Genomic DNA, 15,969 nt, shown 5'->3' on the forward strand with positions numbered 1-15,969 from the left:
TCTCTAAGGAGGATTTTTAAAATGGGAGCTTGGGCATTAATAGCAGCAGCTATCGCAGTAGGTTTGGGTGCGCTCGGCGCAGGTATTGGTAACGGTCTGATCGTAAGTAAAACAGTTGAAGGTATCGCTCGTCAGCCTGAGGCTAAATCAACTTTGCAAACGGTAATGTTTATCGGTGTAGGTCTGGTTGAAGCCCTGCCTATTATCGGTGTCGTCCTGGCATTCATTTTCTACGCTAAGGCATAATAATTTGAAACTTGCAAGGTTTGGCGGGGAAGGCACAGCCATCCGCGCCTTCTTTGTTGCTTGGCTTAAGAGATAACTAGGACTGACGTTCACCGGAAAGGAGTGACTTCAATTGAGTTTAAATTGGACAAGTATCGTTTTTACTATAATTGCATTTTTGATCTTGTACTGGTTGCTGACCCGTTATGCATTCGGCCCTCTCTTTTCAATCATGGAGAAGCGGCGTGAGCTTGTTTTGAAGCAAATGAATGAAGCGGCACAGACGCGTGAACAGGCTGCTGCTTATGTTGAGGAGCAAAAGCAGGCTCTCCAACAGGCACGTAAAGAAGCCTACGATATTATTGAGCAGTCGAAACAAACAGGTAGCAAGCAAGCGGAGCAAATTATCGTTCAGGCCAAGGACGAAGCTGTCCGCCTGAAAGACGAAGCTGTTCGTGAGATCACAAGCGAGCGCAATAAGGCAGTTGCCGAGCTGCGCAGCGAAGTGGGCCGGGCTTCGGTACAAATCGCTTCCAAGCTGATTCAAAAAGAAATCAAGGAAGACCAAGTCCAGGGAGAGCTTGTCGACCAGTACCTTAAAGAGGTAGGAGGCAAAGCATGAGCCGGGATACGGTAGTTGCCAAACGGTATGCAAAAGCTTTGTTTGAAGTGGCGGAGCAAGAGCAAACCATTATGGAGACCGAGCAAGAGCTTCGTGCTTTTGTAGAAGCTGTCTCCGGGGATGCTGAAATCCGTAAGTTCATCAACTCTCCTAACATTACGGAAGCGGTCAAGCTTCAGGTTCTGGCTAACAGTTTTGAGGGCAAGCTGTCTGCTCCGGTGATCAACACGATTAAGCTGTTGATCCAGCGCAGCAGAGCGGATTTGTTCGAATCTCTTCTCGCCGGATACCTCGATATTCAGGAGTACAAGCTGGGACTTGCCCATGCAAAGGTGTATTCCACTTATGCGCTCAGTGAGCAGGAAAAAACAGCGGTAGCCGAGCAATTCGGAGCCCGTGAACATAAAACAATCCGTGTGGAAAACATAGTGGACCCGAGTCTGCTGGGCGGATTGAAAGTGGTTATCGGCGATACGCTATACGACGGTAGTCTGGCCGGCAAGCTGGATCGTCTTGAGAAATCCTTTAACAGACGAGTATAGAAGATAGGGGTGAACACACTTGAGTATCAAACCTGAAGAAATCAGTTCATTGATTAAAAGTCAGATTGAACAATATAAAAATGATATCGAGGTCGTTGAAGTCGGCACTGTTGTTGAAGTCGGCGACGGTATTGCCCGCGTCTACGGACTGGAAAAAGTCATGTCCGGTGAATTGGTTGAATTCGAAAACGGCGTTTTGGGCTTGGCGCTCAACGTGGAAGAAAGCAATGTCGGTGTTGTTATTCTCGGTCAATTCTCCGATATCCGTGAAGGCGGTCAAGTGAAACGTACAGGTCAGATCATGCAGGTTCCTGTAGGGGAAGCATTGATCGGACGTGTTGTTAATCCGCTGGGACAACCAGTTGACGGTAAAGGCCCGATTGCTACAACGGAATTCCGTCCGGTAGAAAGCCAAGCTCCAGGCGTTATGGCCCGTAAATCGGTACATGAGCCAATGCAGACGGGGATTAAAGCTATTGATGCAATGGTTCCGATTGGTCGCGGTCAACGCGAGCTGATCATCGGTGACCGTCAAACAGGTAAAACCTCTATTGCGATTGACGCGATTTTGAATCAAAAAGGCAGCGGCATGAAATGTATTTATGTTGCCATCGGCCAAAAGCAATCTACGGTAGCTCAAGTCGTTGAAACCTTGCGTCGTCATGGTGCTTTGGAATATACGATTGTCGTTACAGCGGCAGCTTCCGACCCATCACCATTGCTCTATATCGCACCTTACTCTGGCTGCGCTATGGGTGAGTACTTTATGTACAAAGGCGAGCACGTATTGGTTGTATACGATGACTTGACCAAACAAGCGTCAGCTTACCGGGAACTTTCCCTGTTGCTGCGTCGTCCACCGGGCCGTGAGGCATACCCAGGAGACGTTTTCTATCTGCATTCCCGCTTGCTGGAACGTGCAGCGAAGCTGAATGACGAGTTAGGCGGCGGATCGCTAACTGCGTTGCCATTCATTGAAACACAGGCTTCCGACGTATCTGCCTATATTCCAACGAACGTTATTTCCATCACAGACGGACAAATCTTCCTCGAAGCTGACTTGTTCTATGCAGGACAACGTCCGGCGATTAACGTAGGTATTTCTGTATCCCGTGTAGGTGGTTCGGCTCAGATCAAAGCGATGAAAAAGGTTGCAGGTTCCCTGCGTCTGGATCTCGCCCAATATCGTGAGCTTCAAGCGTTCTCCCAATTCGGTTCCGATTTGGACAAGTCCACCAAAGCTCGTCTGGATCGCGGCGCGCGTATGATGGAGATTTTGAAACAGGGTGTTAACCAGCCTCTGGCTGTAGAACAACAGGTTGTGAGCTTGTACACTGCGGTAAAAGGCTTCCTGGATGATATTCCTGTAGCAGACGTGAAACGTTTTGAGAAAGACTTCCTTTCTTATATGGAGTCTGATCATCAAGATATTCTTCAATCTATTCGTGATACAAAAGACTTGGTTCCTGATAACGATGCGGCTCTCAAAGCAGCTATCGAGAAATTCAAAAAATCATTTGCCACGTCGGTTTAATACATTGGAATTTGCCAGTTTATGACGAGAAGTGTCCTAAGGAAGCGTGCCCTCCGGGCTGTGGCTTCCTTGGCATGTTTTATACTCAATAACAGGCCCTTTATGATTAGTCCGGCTGGACTGTCCTTCATCATGGACGGCCGGATATCCAGAACCGGTTTACGAAGTTAGCTTTGGCTTTGCCAAAGCTAAGTGAATGCTTACGAAGTAGCTTTGGCTTTGCCAAAGCTTGAAGGTGGTGAAATCATGGCAAAAGGTATGCGCGAGATTAAACGTCAGATCAAAAGTGTGCAGAGTACGAAGCAGATTACGAAAGCGATGGAGATGGTAGCTGCATCCAAGCTTAGAAAAGCTCAGGAGAAGGCTGAGGCGGCTCGTCCTTATTCGGAAAAGCTTAGGGAAGTTGTGACCAGTATTGCTGCGGGGTCAAACAACGTTAAGCACCCGATGCTGGAATCGCGTCCGGTCAAAAAGACGGCATATCTCATCATTACATCTGATCGTGGTCTGGCTGGTGGTTATAATGCCAACATTTTGCGGCAGGTTACACAGACAATTGCGGAACGTCACCGTTCACAGGATGAATTTACAATTTTCATTATTGGACGAAAAGGACGGGACTATTTCAGACGCCGCGAGTTTCCTATTGCCGAGTCGGTAACAGATCTGTCGGATACACCTGCTTTTGCAGATATCAAGACGATTGCCAACAAAGCTGTGCAGGGTTTTGAGCTCAAAGAATTTGATGAGCTGTATCTATGCTATAACCGCTTTGTTAATGCATTGACTCAGATTCCAACCGTTGACCGTCTGTTGCCTATGGCGACGCCGGATTCGGCTACAGCATCATCCTCGATTAACTATGAGTATGAGCCGTCACCGGAAGGAGTGCTGGAAGTGCTGTTGCCGCGATACGCGGAAACACTCATCTATGGTGCTTTGCTGAACGGTAAGGCGAGTGAACTGGGAGCGAAAATGACAGCAATGGGATCTGCCACTAAAAATGCTACGAAGCTGATTGGTGAGCTGTCGCTAACCTATAACCGTGCTCGTCAAGCGGCTATTACCCAGGAAATTACGGAAATCGTGGCAGGGGCAAGTGCCCAGTCTTAATGGGCTTTTTTTGCGGACTGCTGTATAACTGGTCCTATACTAATATGATAATTTGCGGGCGCAAAACAAATCGTGTAGTTCGGATTTGCGGCTGTGCAAGCTTGTAGGAGGGAAACCAAAAGATGAACAAAGGACGCGTAGTGAGCATCATGGGTCCGGTTGTCGACGTTGAGTTTGAACGCGGACAGCTTCCGGAAATCCTGAATGCCATTCATATTGGGACTGTGCTGGAGAACGGAGTCAAAGTTGACCTGACGCTCGAAGCATCGAAACACCTTGGTGACAACCGTGTGCGTTGTATTGCCATGTCTTCCACAGATGGTCTGGTTCGTGGAGTTGAAGCAATCGATCAGGGAGCACCTATTTCGGTACCTGTCGGTGAAGCAACTCTGGGACGCGTATTTAACGTACTTGGAACGCCAATTGATAATGGTACTGATTTGAGTGAAGCAGCTAGAAATCCGATTCACCGTCAGGCTCCTGCCTTCGATGAATTGACAACTCAAGCAGAAATGCTCGAAACCGGCATTAAAGTTATCGACCTGCTGGCTCCGTACGCCAAAGGTGGTAAAGTCGGATTGTTTGGTGGTGCCGGTGTAGGTAAGACCGTAACGATTCAGGAATTGATTAACAATATCGCTCAGGAACATGGTGGTATTTCTGTATTTGCGGGTGTTGGTGAACGCACACGTGAAGGAAATGACTTGTACCATGAAATGAGAGATTCTGGCGTTATCAACAAAACAGCGATGGTGTTCGGACAAATGAACGAGCCTCCAGGCGCGCGCTTGCGTGTTGCCCTTACGGGTCTGACGATGGCGGAGTATTTCCGTGATCAGGAAGGCCGTGACGTGTTGCTCTTTATTGATAACATCTTCCGCTTTACCCAAGCTGGTTCCGAGGTTTCCGCCCTCTTGGGACGTATGCCTTCGGCAGTAGGTTACCAGCCTACGCTGGCAACTGAGATGGGTCAATTGCAGGAACGGATTACTTCTACTAAAAAAGGTTCTGTTACTTCCATTCAGGCGATCTATGTACCTGCGGATGATTATACTGACCCGGCTCCTGCTACAACGTTTGCCCATTTGGATGCAACGACAAATCTGGAGCGTAAAATTTCCGAAATGGGTATCTACCCAGCGGTTGATCCACTCGCGTCGAGTTCCCGGATTTTGTCTCCGGAAGTTGTGGGTGAAGAGCATTATAATGTAGCCCAAGGTGTAAAACAAATTTTGGCCCGTTATAACGAGCTTCAGGATATCATTGCTATCTTGGGTATGGACGAGCTGAGTGAAGAAGATAAAATGCTGGTAGCCCGTGCGCGCAAAATCCAGCGTTTCTTGTCCCAACCTTTCCACGTTGCCGAAGCGTTCAACGGCTTCCCGGGTAAATATGTGCCGGTTAAAGAAACTGTACGAAGCTTCAAAGAAATTCTGGAAGGCAAGTATGATCATCTTCCAGAAGCGGCTTTCCTTTTTGTAGGAGCCATCGAAGAAGCGGTAGAAAAAGCCAAAACGCTGTAAGCATACAGGCGAAGAGTAGCCGAGCCTTACGAAGTGAGCTGTCTGCGGGCAGCTTTCAGGAGGGATTCAAGTGAGCACGTATTTGTTGGAGATTGTGACGCCGGAGCGCTTGGTCTTTGCAGAACAGGTAAACAGCATCAGTGTTCGCGGCTCGGAAGGCGATCTCGGGATTTTACCCGGACACCTTCCCTTGGTCACTCCCTTGAAGATTGCGCCGGTACGTATTAAAACTGGCGGTCAGACAGAAGTGATTGCAGTCAATGGGGGCTTTGTTGAAGTCCGCAAGGATAAAGTGGTCATTTTGGCTGAAAGTGCGGAGCGTTCCGAGGATATTGATGTGGAGCGTGCCCGTGCGGCAAGGGAGCGGGCAGAGCTGCGGCTCCAGAGCAAGCAGGAGAAAGTAGACCATCATCGGGCGGAGGTAGCCCTGCAACGGGCACTTAACCGTCTGAATGCAACAAGCATCAGAACCAATAAGAATTAATATTGGGTTTTAACTGGATTGTAAAAGGGTTCGGCATGGTATACGGATGGAATGACTGGGAAACCACTTCATAATTTCTGCCAAATGATGTTCCGGCAGAAGAAGAGGAGGTAGCCTTTTCCTTCCTTCGATCACTGTGATCGAGCCCTTTTTTTAGATATGATTTCCAAAAATACAGTCCTATTTCTTGCTTAATAGCTAGGTACATAGTACCTTTTAAATTCACGAAACAGAAGAAAATGTTCGTATTTTGTCGAAATAATTGTCCTGAAAATAGAATTAGCACTGGCATATTAGGCGTTCGCCGAGTATTATAAAGAAGTCTGTGACGCAAGTGGGAGGGATTACGGATGAACGGGAAGCAGCAATTGGCTGAACAGTTAAGTCAATCGGCGAGTATGACCGCGCTGGTCTCCATGATCGTGTCGCTCATTTGTATAGCGTTAGCTTGGTGGGCTTTACAAAGCTTAAAGCTGGATTTGTTCATCAGGCATCCAAAGGGACCACAGGGCAGATTGCTGCACTTGTTTCTTGCCATTATTTTGGGACAACTGGTGTCCGGGTTTCTGTTAAGCTATATCTCATGGAGCCAGATGCTGTAGAATGTGTTTTAACATGAAGAGGGCGGGTTATATGACTTTATGGCTGTGTATCTGCGGGAATTGTCGAATAACATCGTGCCATATTGTCAACAATGGTAAACAAAAGAACTATACGTGTATAGCTGGTTGAGCAGGCTAGAAGCACAATAGTCGTCATGTGTAAAAAACGCTTGTATACTTGATTTAATCAGTGTTATGATGGCAGTTAGGGTATTAGTAAATTCTTGTTTTTTTATGTAATGAAAAAGCAAGGCATGAAAATAGCGGAAAATGTTCTTTTTTTCCATGATGGAAAAGGGAAATGACGCGCGGAGGGAACCATAGATGAGCAAATTTATCGTCCGCGGTGGCAACAGATTGACCGGGAGTGTCAAAGTCAGCGGAGCCAAAAACTCAGTTCTGCCGATCATCGCCGCTTCTCTTTTAGGAGAAGAAGGAGAAAGTGTTATCATTGATGCACCTCCTCTAGACGATGTGATGACCATTAACAAAGTGCTGGAGTCCTTAGGAGCAGGCGTTACATACCAAGACGAGGTCATTCGTGTTGACGCGCGGAAGATAATTTCCTGTGAAGCCCCTTACGAGTGGGTTAGGAAAATGCGTGCATCGTTTTTGGTTATGGGGCCGTTGCTTACACGTTTGGGACACACAAGAATTTCGCTTCCGGGCGGATGTGCAATTGGTACGCGACCGATTGATCAGCATTTGAAGGGTTTTGAAGCATTGGGCGCCGAGATTAGTCTGGGCCAAGGATTTATTGAAGCTAAAAGTAACGGACGTCTGCGTGGAGCCAAAGTTTATTTGGATGTAGCCAGCGTAGGTGCGACCGAAAATATTATGATGGCCGCTACTCTAGCGGAGGGCATTACCACCATTGAAAATGCTGCCAAGGAACCTGAGATCGTCGATCTTGCGAATTTCCTGAACGGTATGGGTGCCAAGGTGCGCGGTGCAGGTACAGGCGTTATTCGCATTGAAGGCGTTGAAAAGCTGCATGGTGTGAAGCATACGGTCATTCCCGACCGGGTAGAAGCAGGTACTTACATGGTTGCTGCTGCGATCACAGGCGGGAACGTATATGTAGAAGGCGCGATATCGGACCATTTGGGACCGGTTATCTCCAAGATGGAAGAAATGGGTGTAACCATTCAACCGGATGAAAATGGAATTCGCGTAATTTCGGATAAACCGTTAAAGGCCGTTGACGTTAAAACGTTGCCTTATCCTGGTTTCCCTACGGATATGCAGTCTCAGATGATGGCACTTCAACTTGCCGCTGAGGGAACCAGCATTATCACGGAAACCGTATTTGAAAATCGTTTTATGCATGTGGATGAATTTCATCTGATGAATGCGGAGATTAAAGTTGAAGGCCGTTCTGCTATTGTAACCGGCAATGCTAAATTGACGGGTGCAAAAGTAACCTCAACAGATCTGCGTGCAGGTGCTGCCTTGATTCTGACTGGACTGATTGCGGAAGGTACAACGGAGGTATCCGGTGTACATCACATCGACCGTGGTTATGTTCATCTGGCTGAGAAGCTGACCGGGTTAGGGGCGGACATTTACAGAGTAACGGTAGAAGAGCCCAAGCTGGGTGCTTCCAGTGCTGAGCGCGTCATACCAGAACCGGCATCAGGGAATCTGTTCAAGATTCAGCCTTCCCTGGCCTAAGCTTTAGCGTATATAGCCTCATGCGGCTAATACATGTTGTAATATTTACGAATAAGTGAGAAACCAAGTCCATTATGGACTTGGTTTTTTATGTTTTCAGCCTGTCTTTTTCATTCTTTCAGTTCTCTTAAAAGGGTTCTATCAAAGTGGACGACCTCATATGATTGAAAATATCTGCTGGAGCGTATCGTTGCTTCCAGCCGGACTCTAACCCTTTGATGGAGGTTTCAGCTTATGAAAGATTCACAGGTTCGTATTCGTATACCCATTCATCATGCCAAGGAACATCGCCGGGTTTCACCTGCGGGAGACAGCCACGGCTCTATAGCTGTTGCACAGGCAGGGCGTCCTGTGCAACAGCAGTCCGTTCCTCCGGGCGCGTCAGCTCCTGACAGAGTGACCCTCACCGCCCGGCGTACGGCGGCGGTCACTCCCGCGCAGCGCCCTATCCCGGCGTCGTCGCTCGCCCCCGGGGCAGCCACGACCCGCGACGCACGCGGCAGCCAGCCGTCCGTGCCGCTGCCGTATCTGCGGCCTGCCACCGGGCATGTACCGCGCTGGGGCAGCCACCGCCCGTGGCTGCCCGCCGCCGCTATGGCGGGCCTGCTTGCGCTAGCGCTGATGGTGCCCGCACTAATGGCGTGGCCACGCCACACGGCGCAGCCGTTGCCGCCTGGCAACCGCACGGCTACGCCAGCGGTTGCGAAGGGCGAGGCGCCCGTTACACGACTGCCGGGCGTCCCACCCATGCCTGCAGTGCCCGCCGCGCCAGCGCGTAGCGTACCAGCGGCGGCAGAGCCGGACGTGCGGGTATACGTCACGTCCACTGGTCGCACGGAGACGCTGCCGCTGGAGCAATACATTGTCGGCGTAGTAGCCGCCGAAATGCCGCCCAGCTTTGAGGGCGAGGCGTTGAAGGCGCAGGCCATTGCTGCGCGTACCTTCATTGCCCGCCGTTTGCTGGCTGATGACACCAGCGGCGCTCCGGCGGGGGCGGATGTGACCGATACGGTTAAGCACCAAGCCTACATTTCCAAAGCCAAACTTGATAGAGAGTGGGGGCATGCTGGCAAATCCGCAGAACTGGCCAAAATCCAGCAGGCCGTACGCGATACCAAGGATACGGTCATGGTGTATGAGGGCAAGCCGATTACCGCTTCCTTTTTTTCTACCAGTAACGGTTATACTGAAAATTCAGAGGATGTGTGGGCCAAGGCTGTGCCCTATTTACGTAGTGTGTCAAGTCCGTGGGACAAGCAGCTTGCGCCCGGTTATACAGAAACCGTCACGCTGAGCCGTCAGACTGTGTTTAATAGATTGGGTTTGAGCCGTACGGCGATGGCCGCTTCTGCCGGAGGAGGGAGTATACCGGAAATTCGGATACTTTCCAAGACAAAGGGACATCGGATCAAGCAGATCGAAGTAGGAGGCACTATTTTTACAGGACCGGAAATCCGAAACAAGTTGGGATTGCGTTCTGCTGAATTTACGTGGAAGGCGGAAGGGGATCGGATCGCCATTACAACCTATGGATACGGACATGGTGTTGGTATGAGCCAATGGGGAGCTAACGGAATGGCCAAGGAAGGACATACCGCCACTCAAATTCTCCTTCACTATTATACGGGTGTTTCCTTTGCCCAAGCTTCTCGTATTCTAAGTTAGTAAATTTTTCAAAACTTTGAAGTATAAAAGAGTTGCACCCGGTAACACTGGTTACTGAGGTGATGAGCAAATGAGTGAACAAAATAAAAACCAGAACCAAAATCATGAAGAAACACCCAAAACCTTTCAGGGTGGAAGGGCTTCACGGCCGTCTTCGTGGAAAAAGCTGTTGTCCAAAAGGTGGGCATACCCGGCAGCCTACATTGCCGCAGCAGCCATTATACTAACTCTAGTGTGGGTCTATCAGGATGCCAGCCAGAAGTCTTTCAAACCTGACCCAACTAATTCATCGGTACAGAATACAACAACGATCAATACCGATGTTACCGGACAACAGCCTGAAAGTATGGAAGTCGTTGCCCAGTCGGAAAATCTCGCATGGCCGGTAGCAGATGCTGCCGCAGTACAGGTCGTAAAGCCATTCTTTGACGAAAACGCGACTGCTGACGAACAGGCGGCTGCGATGGTAGAGTACGATAAAACCTTTACCGCCAACACCGGGATTGATCTTTCCCGCGCCGATGATCAAACATTCGAAGTGAGAGCTGCCCTCAGTGGTAAAGTGACTCGTGTGGAACAACACCCGCTGGTAGGCAATGTGGTGGAAATTACGCATGATAATAATCTCAGAACCGTGTACCAAAGCTTGAACGATCTGAAAGTAAAAGAAGGCGATCAAGTAAAACAGAACGATGTCATCGCTTCGGCGGGTCGTAATGAACTTGAAAAGGATTTGAAAACACATCTGCATTTTGAAGTGTATCAGGATGCCAAGCCAGTGAATCCAACCGGTCTGCTTCCTAAAAAATAAATTCAGCCATAGCTTTTCATGTAAAGTGGGGGATCATCATCCCTCGCTTTTTTCTTGTGCTTTTGTAGTTCATCGGGTCAACATCAGTTGCTTTTGCCAAATAAATAGGCCTTCCGAAGCATGTCTTCCCGCCAAACCGCGAATATATAGGCACACTCCTCATATAATGTACCAAACTATCCACAGTAGGGAGGCGGGAGCGTGCACGATTACATCAAGGAACGGACCATCAAAATCGGTCGCTGTATCGTGGAAACAAGGAATACGGTCCGTACGATTGCCAAGGAATTTGGTGTCTCCAAGAGCACGGTGCATAAAGATCTGACCGAACGGCTGCCTGAAATCAACCCGGACCTTGCAGATCAGGTGAAGCACATTCTCGAATACCATAAATCCATCCGCCATCTGCGGGGAGGGGAAGCGACGAAAATCAAGTACAAAAAAACGAGCGGCAAAAGAAGGGAGATCCTCGTTTCAGGCAAGTCCTAAAAATATATAGTGAATTGGCTGGCAAAGCCATTGAATCAACCCCCTGAAGTATGATATGTTAAAAGATGGTACAAGATCGAAAAATGACATGTAACCGTAGGTTTATACATATATTTGCCGCTTCTTGTCGAATCTCAGCTTTTTAAAATATCACTTTGGGGGCCTTCTTAATATGTTCAGTAATGATATCGGTATCGACCTCGGTACGGCCAACGTGCTTATCCACGTCAAAGGGAAGGGGGTTGTTCTTGACGAACCTTCCGTTGTTGCAATAGAAAGCGATACAAAAAGAGTTCTGGCTGTCGGAGAGGAAGCGCGCCGTATGGTTGGACGTACTCCTGGTAATATCATAGCCATCCGTCCACTACGCGACGGTGTCATCGCCGATTTTGAAGTGACCGAAGCGATGCTAAAATATTTTATCAATCGGGTAGGGGGAAAAAGCTGGTATAGCCACCCTCGTATTCTGATTTGTGCGCCGACGAACATTACCTCAGTGGAACAAAAAGCGATTCGTGAAGCGGCGGAGCGTAGCGGGGCCAAAGAAGTATTTTTGGAGGAAGAGCCAAAAGCAGCTGCCATCGGGGCAGGAATGGATATTTTTGAGCCTAGTGGCAATATGGTGGTGGATATTGGTGGTGGAACAACAGACGTTGCGGTCCTCTCTATGGGGGATGTAGTAACGGCTTCTTCCATTAAAATGGCAGGAGACAAGTTTGATTCCGCCATCATGAAATATGTGAAAACAAAGTACAAGCTTTTGATCGGGGAACGTACGGCGGAAGATATTAAAATCGCCATCGGTACCGTGCATCCGAGCGGACGACAGGCAGAAATGGACATCCGGGGGCGGGATATGGTATCCGGATTGCCTAAAACGTTAAGTATTTCTGCGGCTGAAGTTCAGGATGCGCTCAGAGACCCTGTATCAGCGATTGTGGCTGCGGCCAAGTTTGTATTGGAGCAGACCCCACCGGAACTGTCAGCAGACATCATTGATCGTGGTGTTATTTTGACTGGCGGCGGCGCGTTGCTAAGCGGTTTGGACGAGTTGCTTGCCGAGGAACTGCGTGTTCCGGTACTTGTTGCTGAAGATCCGATGCATTGTGTCGTCAAGGGCACAGGAATTATGCTGGATAATTTGGATCATGTCGTTAAGAAAAAGTTCTAATCTGCCGATAGTGATTATAAGAGACTCGTATACGGTCAGGCAGGCTATCTAGGTTTTGGCTTCCATGCCTCCGTACGAGCAGATGTTTGACCAGGAGAGTACAGGATTGGGGTGCACGATACATGTTGAGAGGTTTATATACTGCCGCCGCCGGAATGACAACGCAACAACGACGCCATGACACCGTGACGCAAAATATTGCCAATATGAACACACCGGGATACAAGCAGGAAAATAGTGTTCAGCGTTCTTTTCCCGAAATGCTTATTTCGATGACCGGGGGCAATCCAAATAACCCGGACCGTACGGTCGGCAAGCTCAATACTGGCGTTTTTGCTGAGGAAAGCCTCTCCCCTTACATTCAGGGGGCATTAAAGGATAGCGGACAAGCTACGGATTTCGCAATACAGTCCAATATTAACGTGAACGACCCGGCAACCGGTCAGCCCATGGCTTTTGATCAGGCGGGGAAATTCATCAATGCTAACGGTGAAGTCACCTATCGTCCGGAAGCATTTTTTACGGTTCGGGACAGCAATGGTAATGTACGCTATACACGTGATGGGCATTTTCAGGTAAATGGAACGGGAGCGTTGCTCTCGTCAACTGGTTCAGCAGTGCTGGATACGAATGGCAACCCGATTCGATTGACGGGGGCTGTTTCAGCGCTTAAAGTAAATGAGCAGGGCGAATTGGTGGACAAAGCCTCTAATCAGACGTTGGGAACGACGCTTGGAATCAGTGTCATTGACCGTCCATACCAGCTCGTTCGTGAAGGTAACGGGAATTTTCGTCTGAATGATACGGACGGTGCTACGGCCAGAACGATGACTGCGAATGATGTGGTATCTGTTCGTCAAGGCTATCTGGAAGTATCCAATGTGGACGCTTCGCAGTCGATGGTGGATATGATGGCTGCGTTAAGAGCGTATGAAGCGAATCAGAAGGTCATTCAATTTTATGATAAAAGCTTGGACAAGGCCGTGAATGAAGTAGGCCGTGTATAACAGGGGGTAAGTGATGAACAACTCCATGATCGGCGCAATGGTGTCTATGGCCAGTGTGCAGCAGCGCTTGGATTTGATTGCCGATAATATCGCCAATGTCAATACGGTTGGTTATAAGAGTAAACAGGGTTCTTTTGAAGATGTGCTGGCTAATGTGCAGCAGCAGCCTTCGACGTATCTCCAAAATGGACGGGCTATGCCGCTCGGCTATAATTTGGGCTACGGTGTGAAATTAGCTTCGGCTATGAAAAATATGGAGCAGGGACCGCTTAAAGAGACGGGGCTTCCTACAGATCTGGCGATCCAGGGCAATGCCATGTTCGAAGTTCAGGGAAATGGACAGAAGGCTTGGACACGTGACGGCAGCTTTCATTTTGTTCCAGATCCGAATGACGGCAAAACGATGTTGCTGACAACTGCTGAAGGCTATCAAGTGCTGGATAACAATGATGTTCCTGTAACTGCTCCGTCGGGCTCCAAGGTAGCGATTAACCCGGACGGTGAATTGCTCATTCGCCCGGACGGAACGGGAAATCCCATAGTTGGTCAGCGGATCAAACTGATGGATGTGCAACGTCCAGAAGGATTGGAACAGCGGGACGATAACCTGTTCGTGTTAGCATATGGTGTGACAGAAGCGAATGTATTTGGTGCAGCAGGTGTAGCGGGCGCTGTTCCAGCGGACGTATCTGTACGTTCCGGCTATTTGGAACAGTCTAATGTGGATTTAGCGGGTGAAATGACGGACATGATGCAAGTTCAGCGAATGTATCAATTGGCAGCACGGGCGCTGACTTCTAGCGATACAATGTTGAATCTGGCTAACAATCTGAGGGCATAGGGATTTGGTGATGAAGGAAGAACAACCCAATTCCCGTCCGGTGCCTGAAAAGGCGAAGTCCCGCTGGCGTACCGCCCGTTATTTCATAATCCCATTGCTGCTCCTATTCTCGCTGTTGGGTGGTTTGATTGCAGGATATGTGATCGTAGGCAAGCAAGGACTGGCAGGCGTATTTGAATGGAAAACCTGGCAGCACGTCATTGACCTTATATTTGCGCCTTGAGTTTACTTTAAAAGAGTGGGGCGGGGAGAAGGTTGCTCCGCAAATGATTTGATCTTACGATCGCTGTTGCAACGGGATTTTCTTATTTTATAAGTTATTCAGATGTGAAAATCCCGTTGCAAAGGCGAACGCTGACGCTTCTCCAGATTCAAATCCTTCGCTCCGCTGGCTACCCGCCATCGACCCTACTCTTGTTAAGGTAAATCAACCCGCAATTTGTGTGGGTAGTATATAAAAACAACAAAACCCTGTGCCAGCGGCGCAGGGTTTTGTTATGCCCAAACGTAACTGGCCCAACGCAGCACGGCGTTGGAGGGCCAATGAAGGCCATCGCAGGGGCCTTCGGTGTTGTTTCGCCCTTCACGCCAAGCGAGTATTAATGAAGCGAGGCTTTATTTTTGAGCCAAAAGTAACTTGGCGGAGGGGATGGAATCGTTCTGAAGAAGCGTCAGCGTTCGCCTTTAACCCCGGATTTTACCCTTTAAATCTCCTGTACAATGAAAAAATCCGGGGTTAACAGCGATCGGAAGAATGATCAATCCCCATAGCCCTCTCCCCCTTGACTCAAATTGAAGCTCTGCTTCACCCCATAATAGGAGCACCCAATATGGTACTTCCGCGTAATTTTCTTTTTACATCTGATAACTGTATAATGATGGGGAAGTTTAAACACTGCGGGGTAAGACTAAGCACGGGCAAAAGGGCCTCTTCGCGCCTCTGGTTGCATAACCGGCGGAAAAAGCCCCTTATCTCAACCTTCACTTCTGCAGTAGGTGAAGGATATCTAACATTGTTACCGATTTGAGCTGTTTTTATGCAGCGCAGGCGGGGTAATATTATGCTTGCAGCGGCTCTATTTTGTTAAGGGCCTGAACCCTGCAAGCGGGAGGAGTTATTAAATTAAATGGACAAATTGCAATTGGATGTTAATCAAATTCAGGAGATTATCCCGCATCGGCCGCCGTTTTTGTTGGTGGACCGCATTATTGAGCTGGAGGAAGGGAAAAGAGCAGTAGGTATTAAGAATGTCACGATGAGTGAGCCTCATTTCATTGGACATTTTCCGGGTTATCCCGTGATGCCGGGTGTGCTGATTACCGAAGCTTTGGCTCAGGTAGGGGCATTCGCACTGCTGCATCTGGAAAGCAATCGCGGCAAAATTGGTTTCTTGGCAGGGCTGGATGGCTTCCGTTTCCGTGGACAGGTGGTTCCTGGGGATACGCTGACGCTTGAAGTGGAGATTACCCGTTCCAAAGGCTCATTTGGTAAAGGGAAAGCTACAGCCAAAGTAGGCGAGACGGTAGTAGCCGAGGGCGAAATTATGTTTGCCTTGTCTGACCCTGCTCAATAAGTAAGCTCTAGAGACATAAGCACGACGTCTGAACCGAGTGCATGTGTACATAGAAATCCTGTTGACCAACCAAAAATGGAGAGGGGAAATTG

17 protein-coding genes are annotated in these 15,969 nt (G+C 48.8%); all 17 read left to right on the top strand.

Going from position 1 to position 15,969, the window contains the following annotated elements:
• Positions 1-21: 21 nt before the first annotated feature.
• The 17 genes from atpE to fabZ all read left to right on the top strand — a co-directional run bounded on the left by atpE (position 22) and on the right by fabZ (position 15,877).
• Complete coding sequence (gene atpE / locus ACWXW9_RS15050) at positions 22-246, top strand: F0F1 ATP synthase subunit C (protein ID WP_025683777.1); 225 nt, start codon at positions 22-24, stop codon at positions 244-246.
• Between the two features lie 112 nt (positions 247-358).
• Positions 359-847, top strand: coding sequence for a F0F1 ATP synthase subunit B (gene atpF / locus ACWXW9_RS15055; protein WP_494930057.1), 489 nt, complete (start codon positions 359-361; stop codon positions 845-847).
• On the top strand, positions 844-1,389 hold the full coding sequence (locus ACWXW9_RS15060) for a F0F1 ATP synthase subunit delta (protein ID WP_476126387.1): 546 nt from the start codon (positions 844-846) through the stop codon (positions 1,387-1,389). Before atpF ends, ACWXW9_RS15060 begins: the two co-directional genes overlap by 4 nt.
• Before the next feature lie 19 nt (positions 1,390-1,408).
• The gene (atpA, locus tag ACWXW9_RS15065) at positions 1,409-2,923 is read left to right on the top strand and encodes a F0F1 ATP synthase subunit alpha (RefSeq protein WP_025683774.1); all 1,515 of its coding nucleotides are present in this window, start codon (positions 1,409-1,411) and stop codon (positions 2,921-2,923) included.
• Positions 2,924-3,169: 246 nt separating this feature from the next.
• Entirely contained in the window at positions 3,170-4,036 is an 867-nt protein-coding gene (atpG, locus tag ACWXW9_RS15070) for an ATP synthase F1 subunit gamma (protein ID WP_494930058.1), read from the top strand.
• A 122-nt stretch (positions 4,037-4,158) separates the two neighbouring features.
• Positions 4,159-5,559, top strand: coding sequence for a F0F1 ATP synthase subunit beta (gene atpD / locus ACWXW9_RS15075; RefSeq protein ID WP_431086371.1), 1,401 nt, complete (start codon positions 4,159-4,161; stop codon positions 5,557-5,559).
• A gap of 70 nt (positions 5,560-5,629) precedes the next feature.
• Complete coding sequence (locus tag ACWXW9_RS15080) at positions 5,630-6,043, top strand: F0F1 ATP synthase subunit epsilon (RefSeq protein WP_025683771.1); 414 nt, start codon at positions 5,630-5,632, stop codon at positions 6,041-6,043.
• A 350-nt stretch (positions 6,044-6,393) separates the two neighbouring features.
• Complete coding sequence (locus ACWXW9_RS15085) at positions 6,394-6,645, top strand: DUF1146 family protein (RefSeq protein ID WP_025683770.1); 252 nt, start codon at positions 6,394-6,396, stop codon at positions 6,643-6,645.
• Between the two features lie 324 nt (positions 6,646-6,969).
• A complete protein-coding gene (gene murA, locus ACWXW9_RS15090; protein ID WP_134912166.1) occupies positions 6,970-8,319 on the top strand; it encodes a UDP-N-acetylglucosamine 1-carboxyvinyltransferase in 1,350 nt (449 codons plus the stop codon).
• Between the two features lie 234 nt (positions 8,320-8,553).
• Positions 8,554-9,984, top strand: a complete 1,431-nt coding sequence (gene spoIID, locus ACWXW9_RS15095; RefSeq protein WP_494930059.1) for a stage II sporulation protein D — start codon at positions 8,554-8,556, stop codon at positions 9,982-9,984.
• A gap of 70 nt (positions 9,985-10,054) precedes the next feature.
• A complete protein-coding gene (spoIIQ, locus tag ACWXW9_RS15100; protein ID WP_134912168.1) occupies positions 10,055-10,795 on the top strand; it encodes a stage II sporulation protein SpoIIQ in 741 nt (246 codons plus the stop codon).
• A 201-nt stretch (positions 10,796-10,996) separates the two neighbouring features.
• Positions 10,997-11,284, top strand: coding sequence for a sporulation transcriptional regulator SpoIIID (gene spoIIID / locus ACWXW9_RS15105; RefSeq protein ID WP_007432737.1), 288 nt, complete (start codon positions 10,997-10,999; stop codon positions 11,282-11,284).
• A 172-nt stretch (positions 11,285-11,456) separates the two neighbouring features.
• Positions 11,457-12,455, top strand: coding sequence for a rod shape-determining protein (locus ACWXW9_RS15110; RefSeq protein WP_044646231.1), 999 nt, complete (start codon positions 11,457-11,459; stop codon positions 12,453-12,455).
• 122 nt (positions 12,456-12,577) lie between these two features.
• Positions 12,578-13,462, top strand: coding sequence for a flagellar hook-basal body protein (locus ACWXW9_RS15115; protein ID WP_494930060.1), 885 nt, complete (start codon positions 12,578-12,580; stop codon positions 13,460-13,462).
• Between the two features lie 13 nt (positions 13,463-13,475).
• On the top strand, positions 13,476-14,303 hold the full coding sequence (locus ACWXW9_RS15120) for a flagellar hook-basal body protein (RefSeq protein WP_494930061.1): 828 nt from the start codon (positions 13,476-13,478) through the stop codon (positions 14,301-14,303).
• Between the two features lie 10 nt (positions 14,304-14,313).
• Positions 14,314-14,526: a DNA-directed RNA polymerase subunit beta gene (locus ACWXW9_RS15125; RefSeq protein WP_494930062.1), complete on the top strand. Its 213-nt coding sequence runs from the start codon at positions 14,314-14,316 to the stop codon at positions 14,524-14,526.
• Positions 14,527-15,430: 904 nt separating this feature from the next.
• The gene (gene fabZ / locus ACWXW9_RS15130) at positions 15,431-15,877 is read left to right on the top strand and encodes a 3-hydroxyacyl-ACP dehydratase FabZ (RefSeq protein ID WP_494930063.1); all 447 of its coding nucleotides are present in this window, start codon (positions 15,431-15,433) and stop codon (positions 15,875-15,877) included.
• The last annotated feature ends 92 nt before the right edge of the window (positions 15,878-15,969 follow it).

The sequence above is a fragment of the Paenibacillus sp. LT-B23 genome (assembly GCF_059417685.1).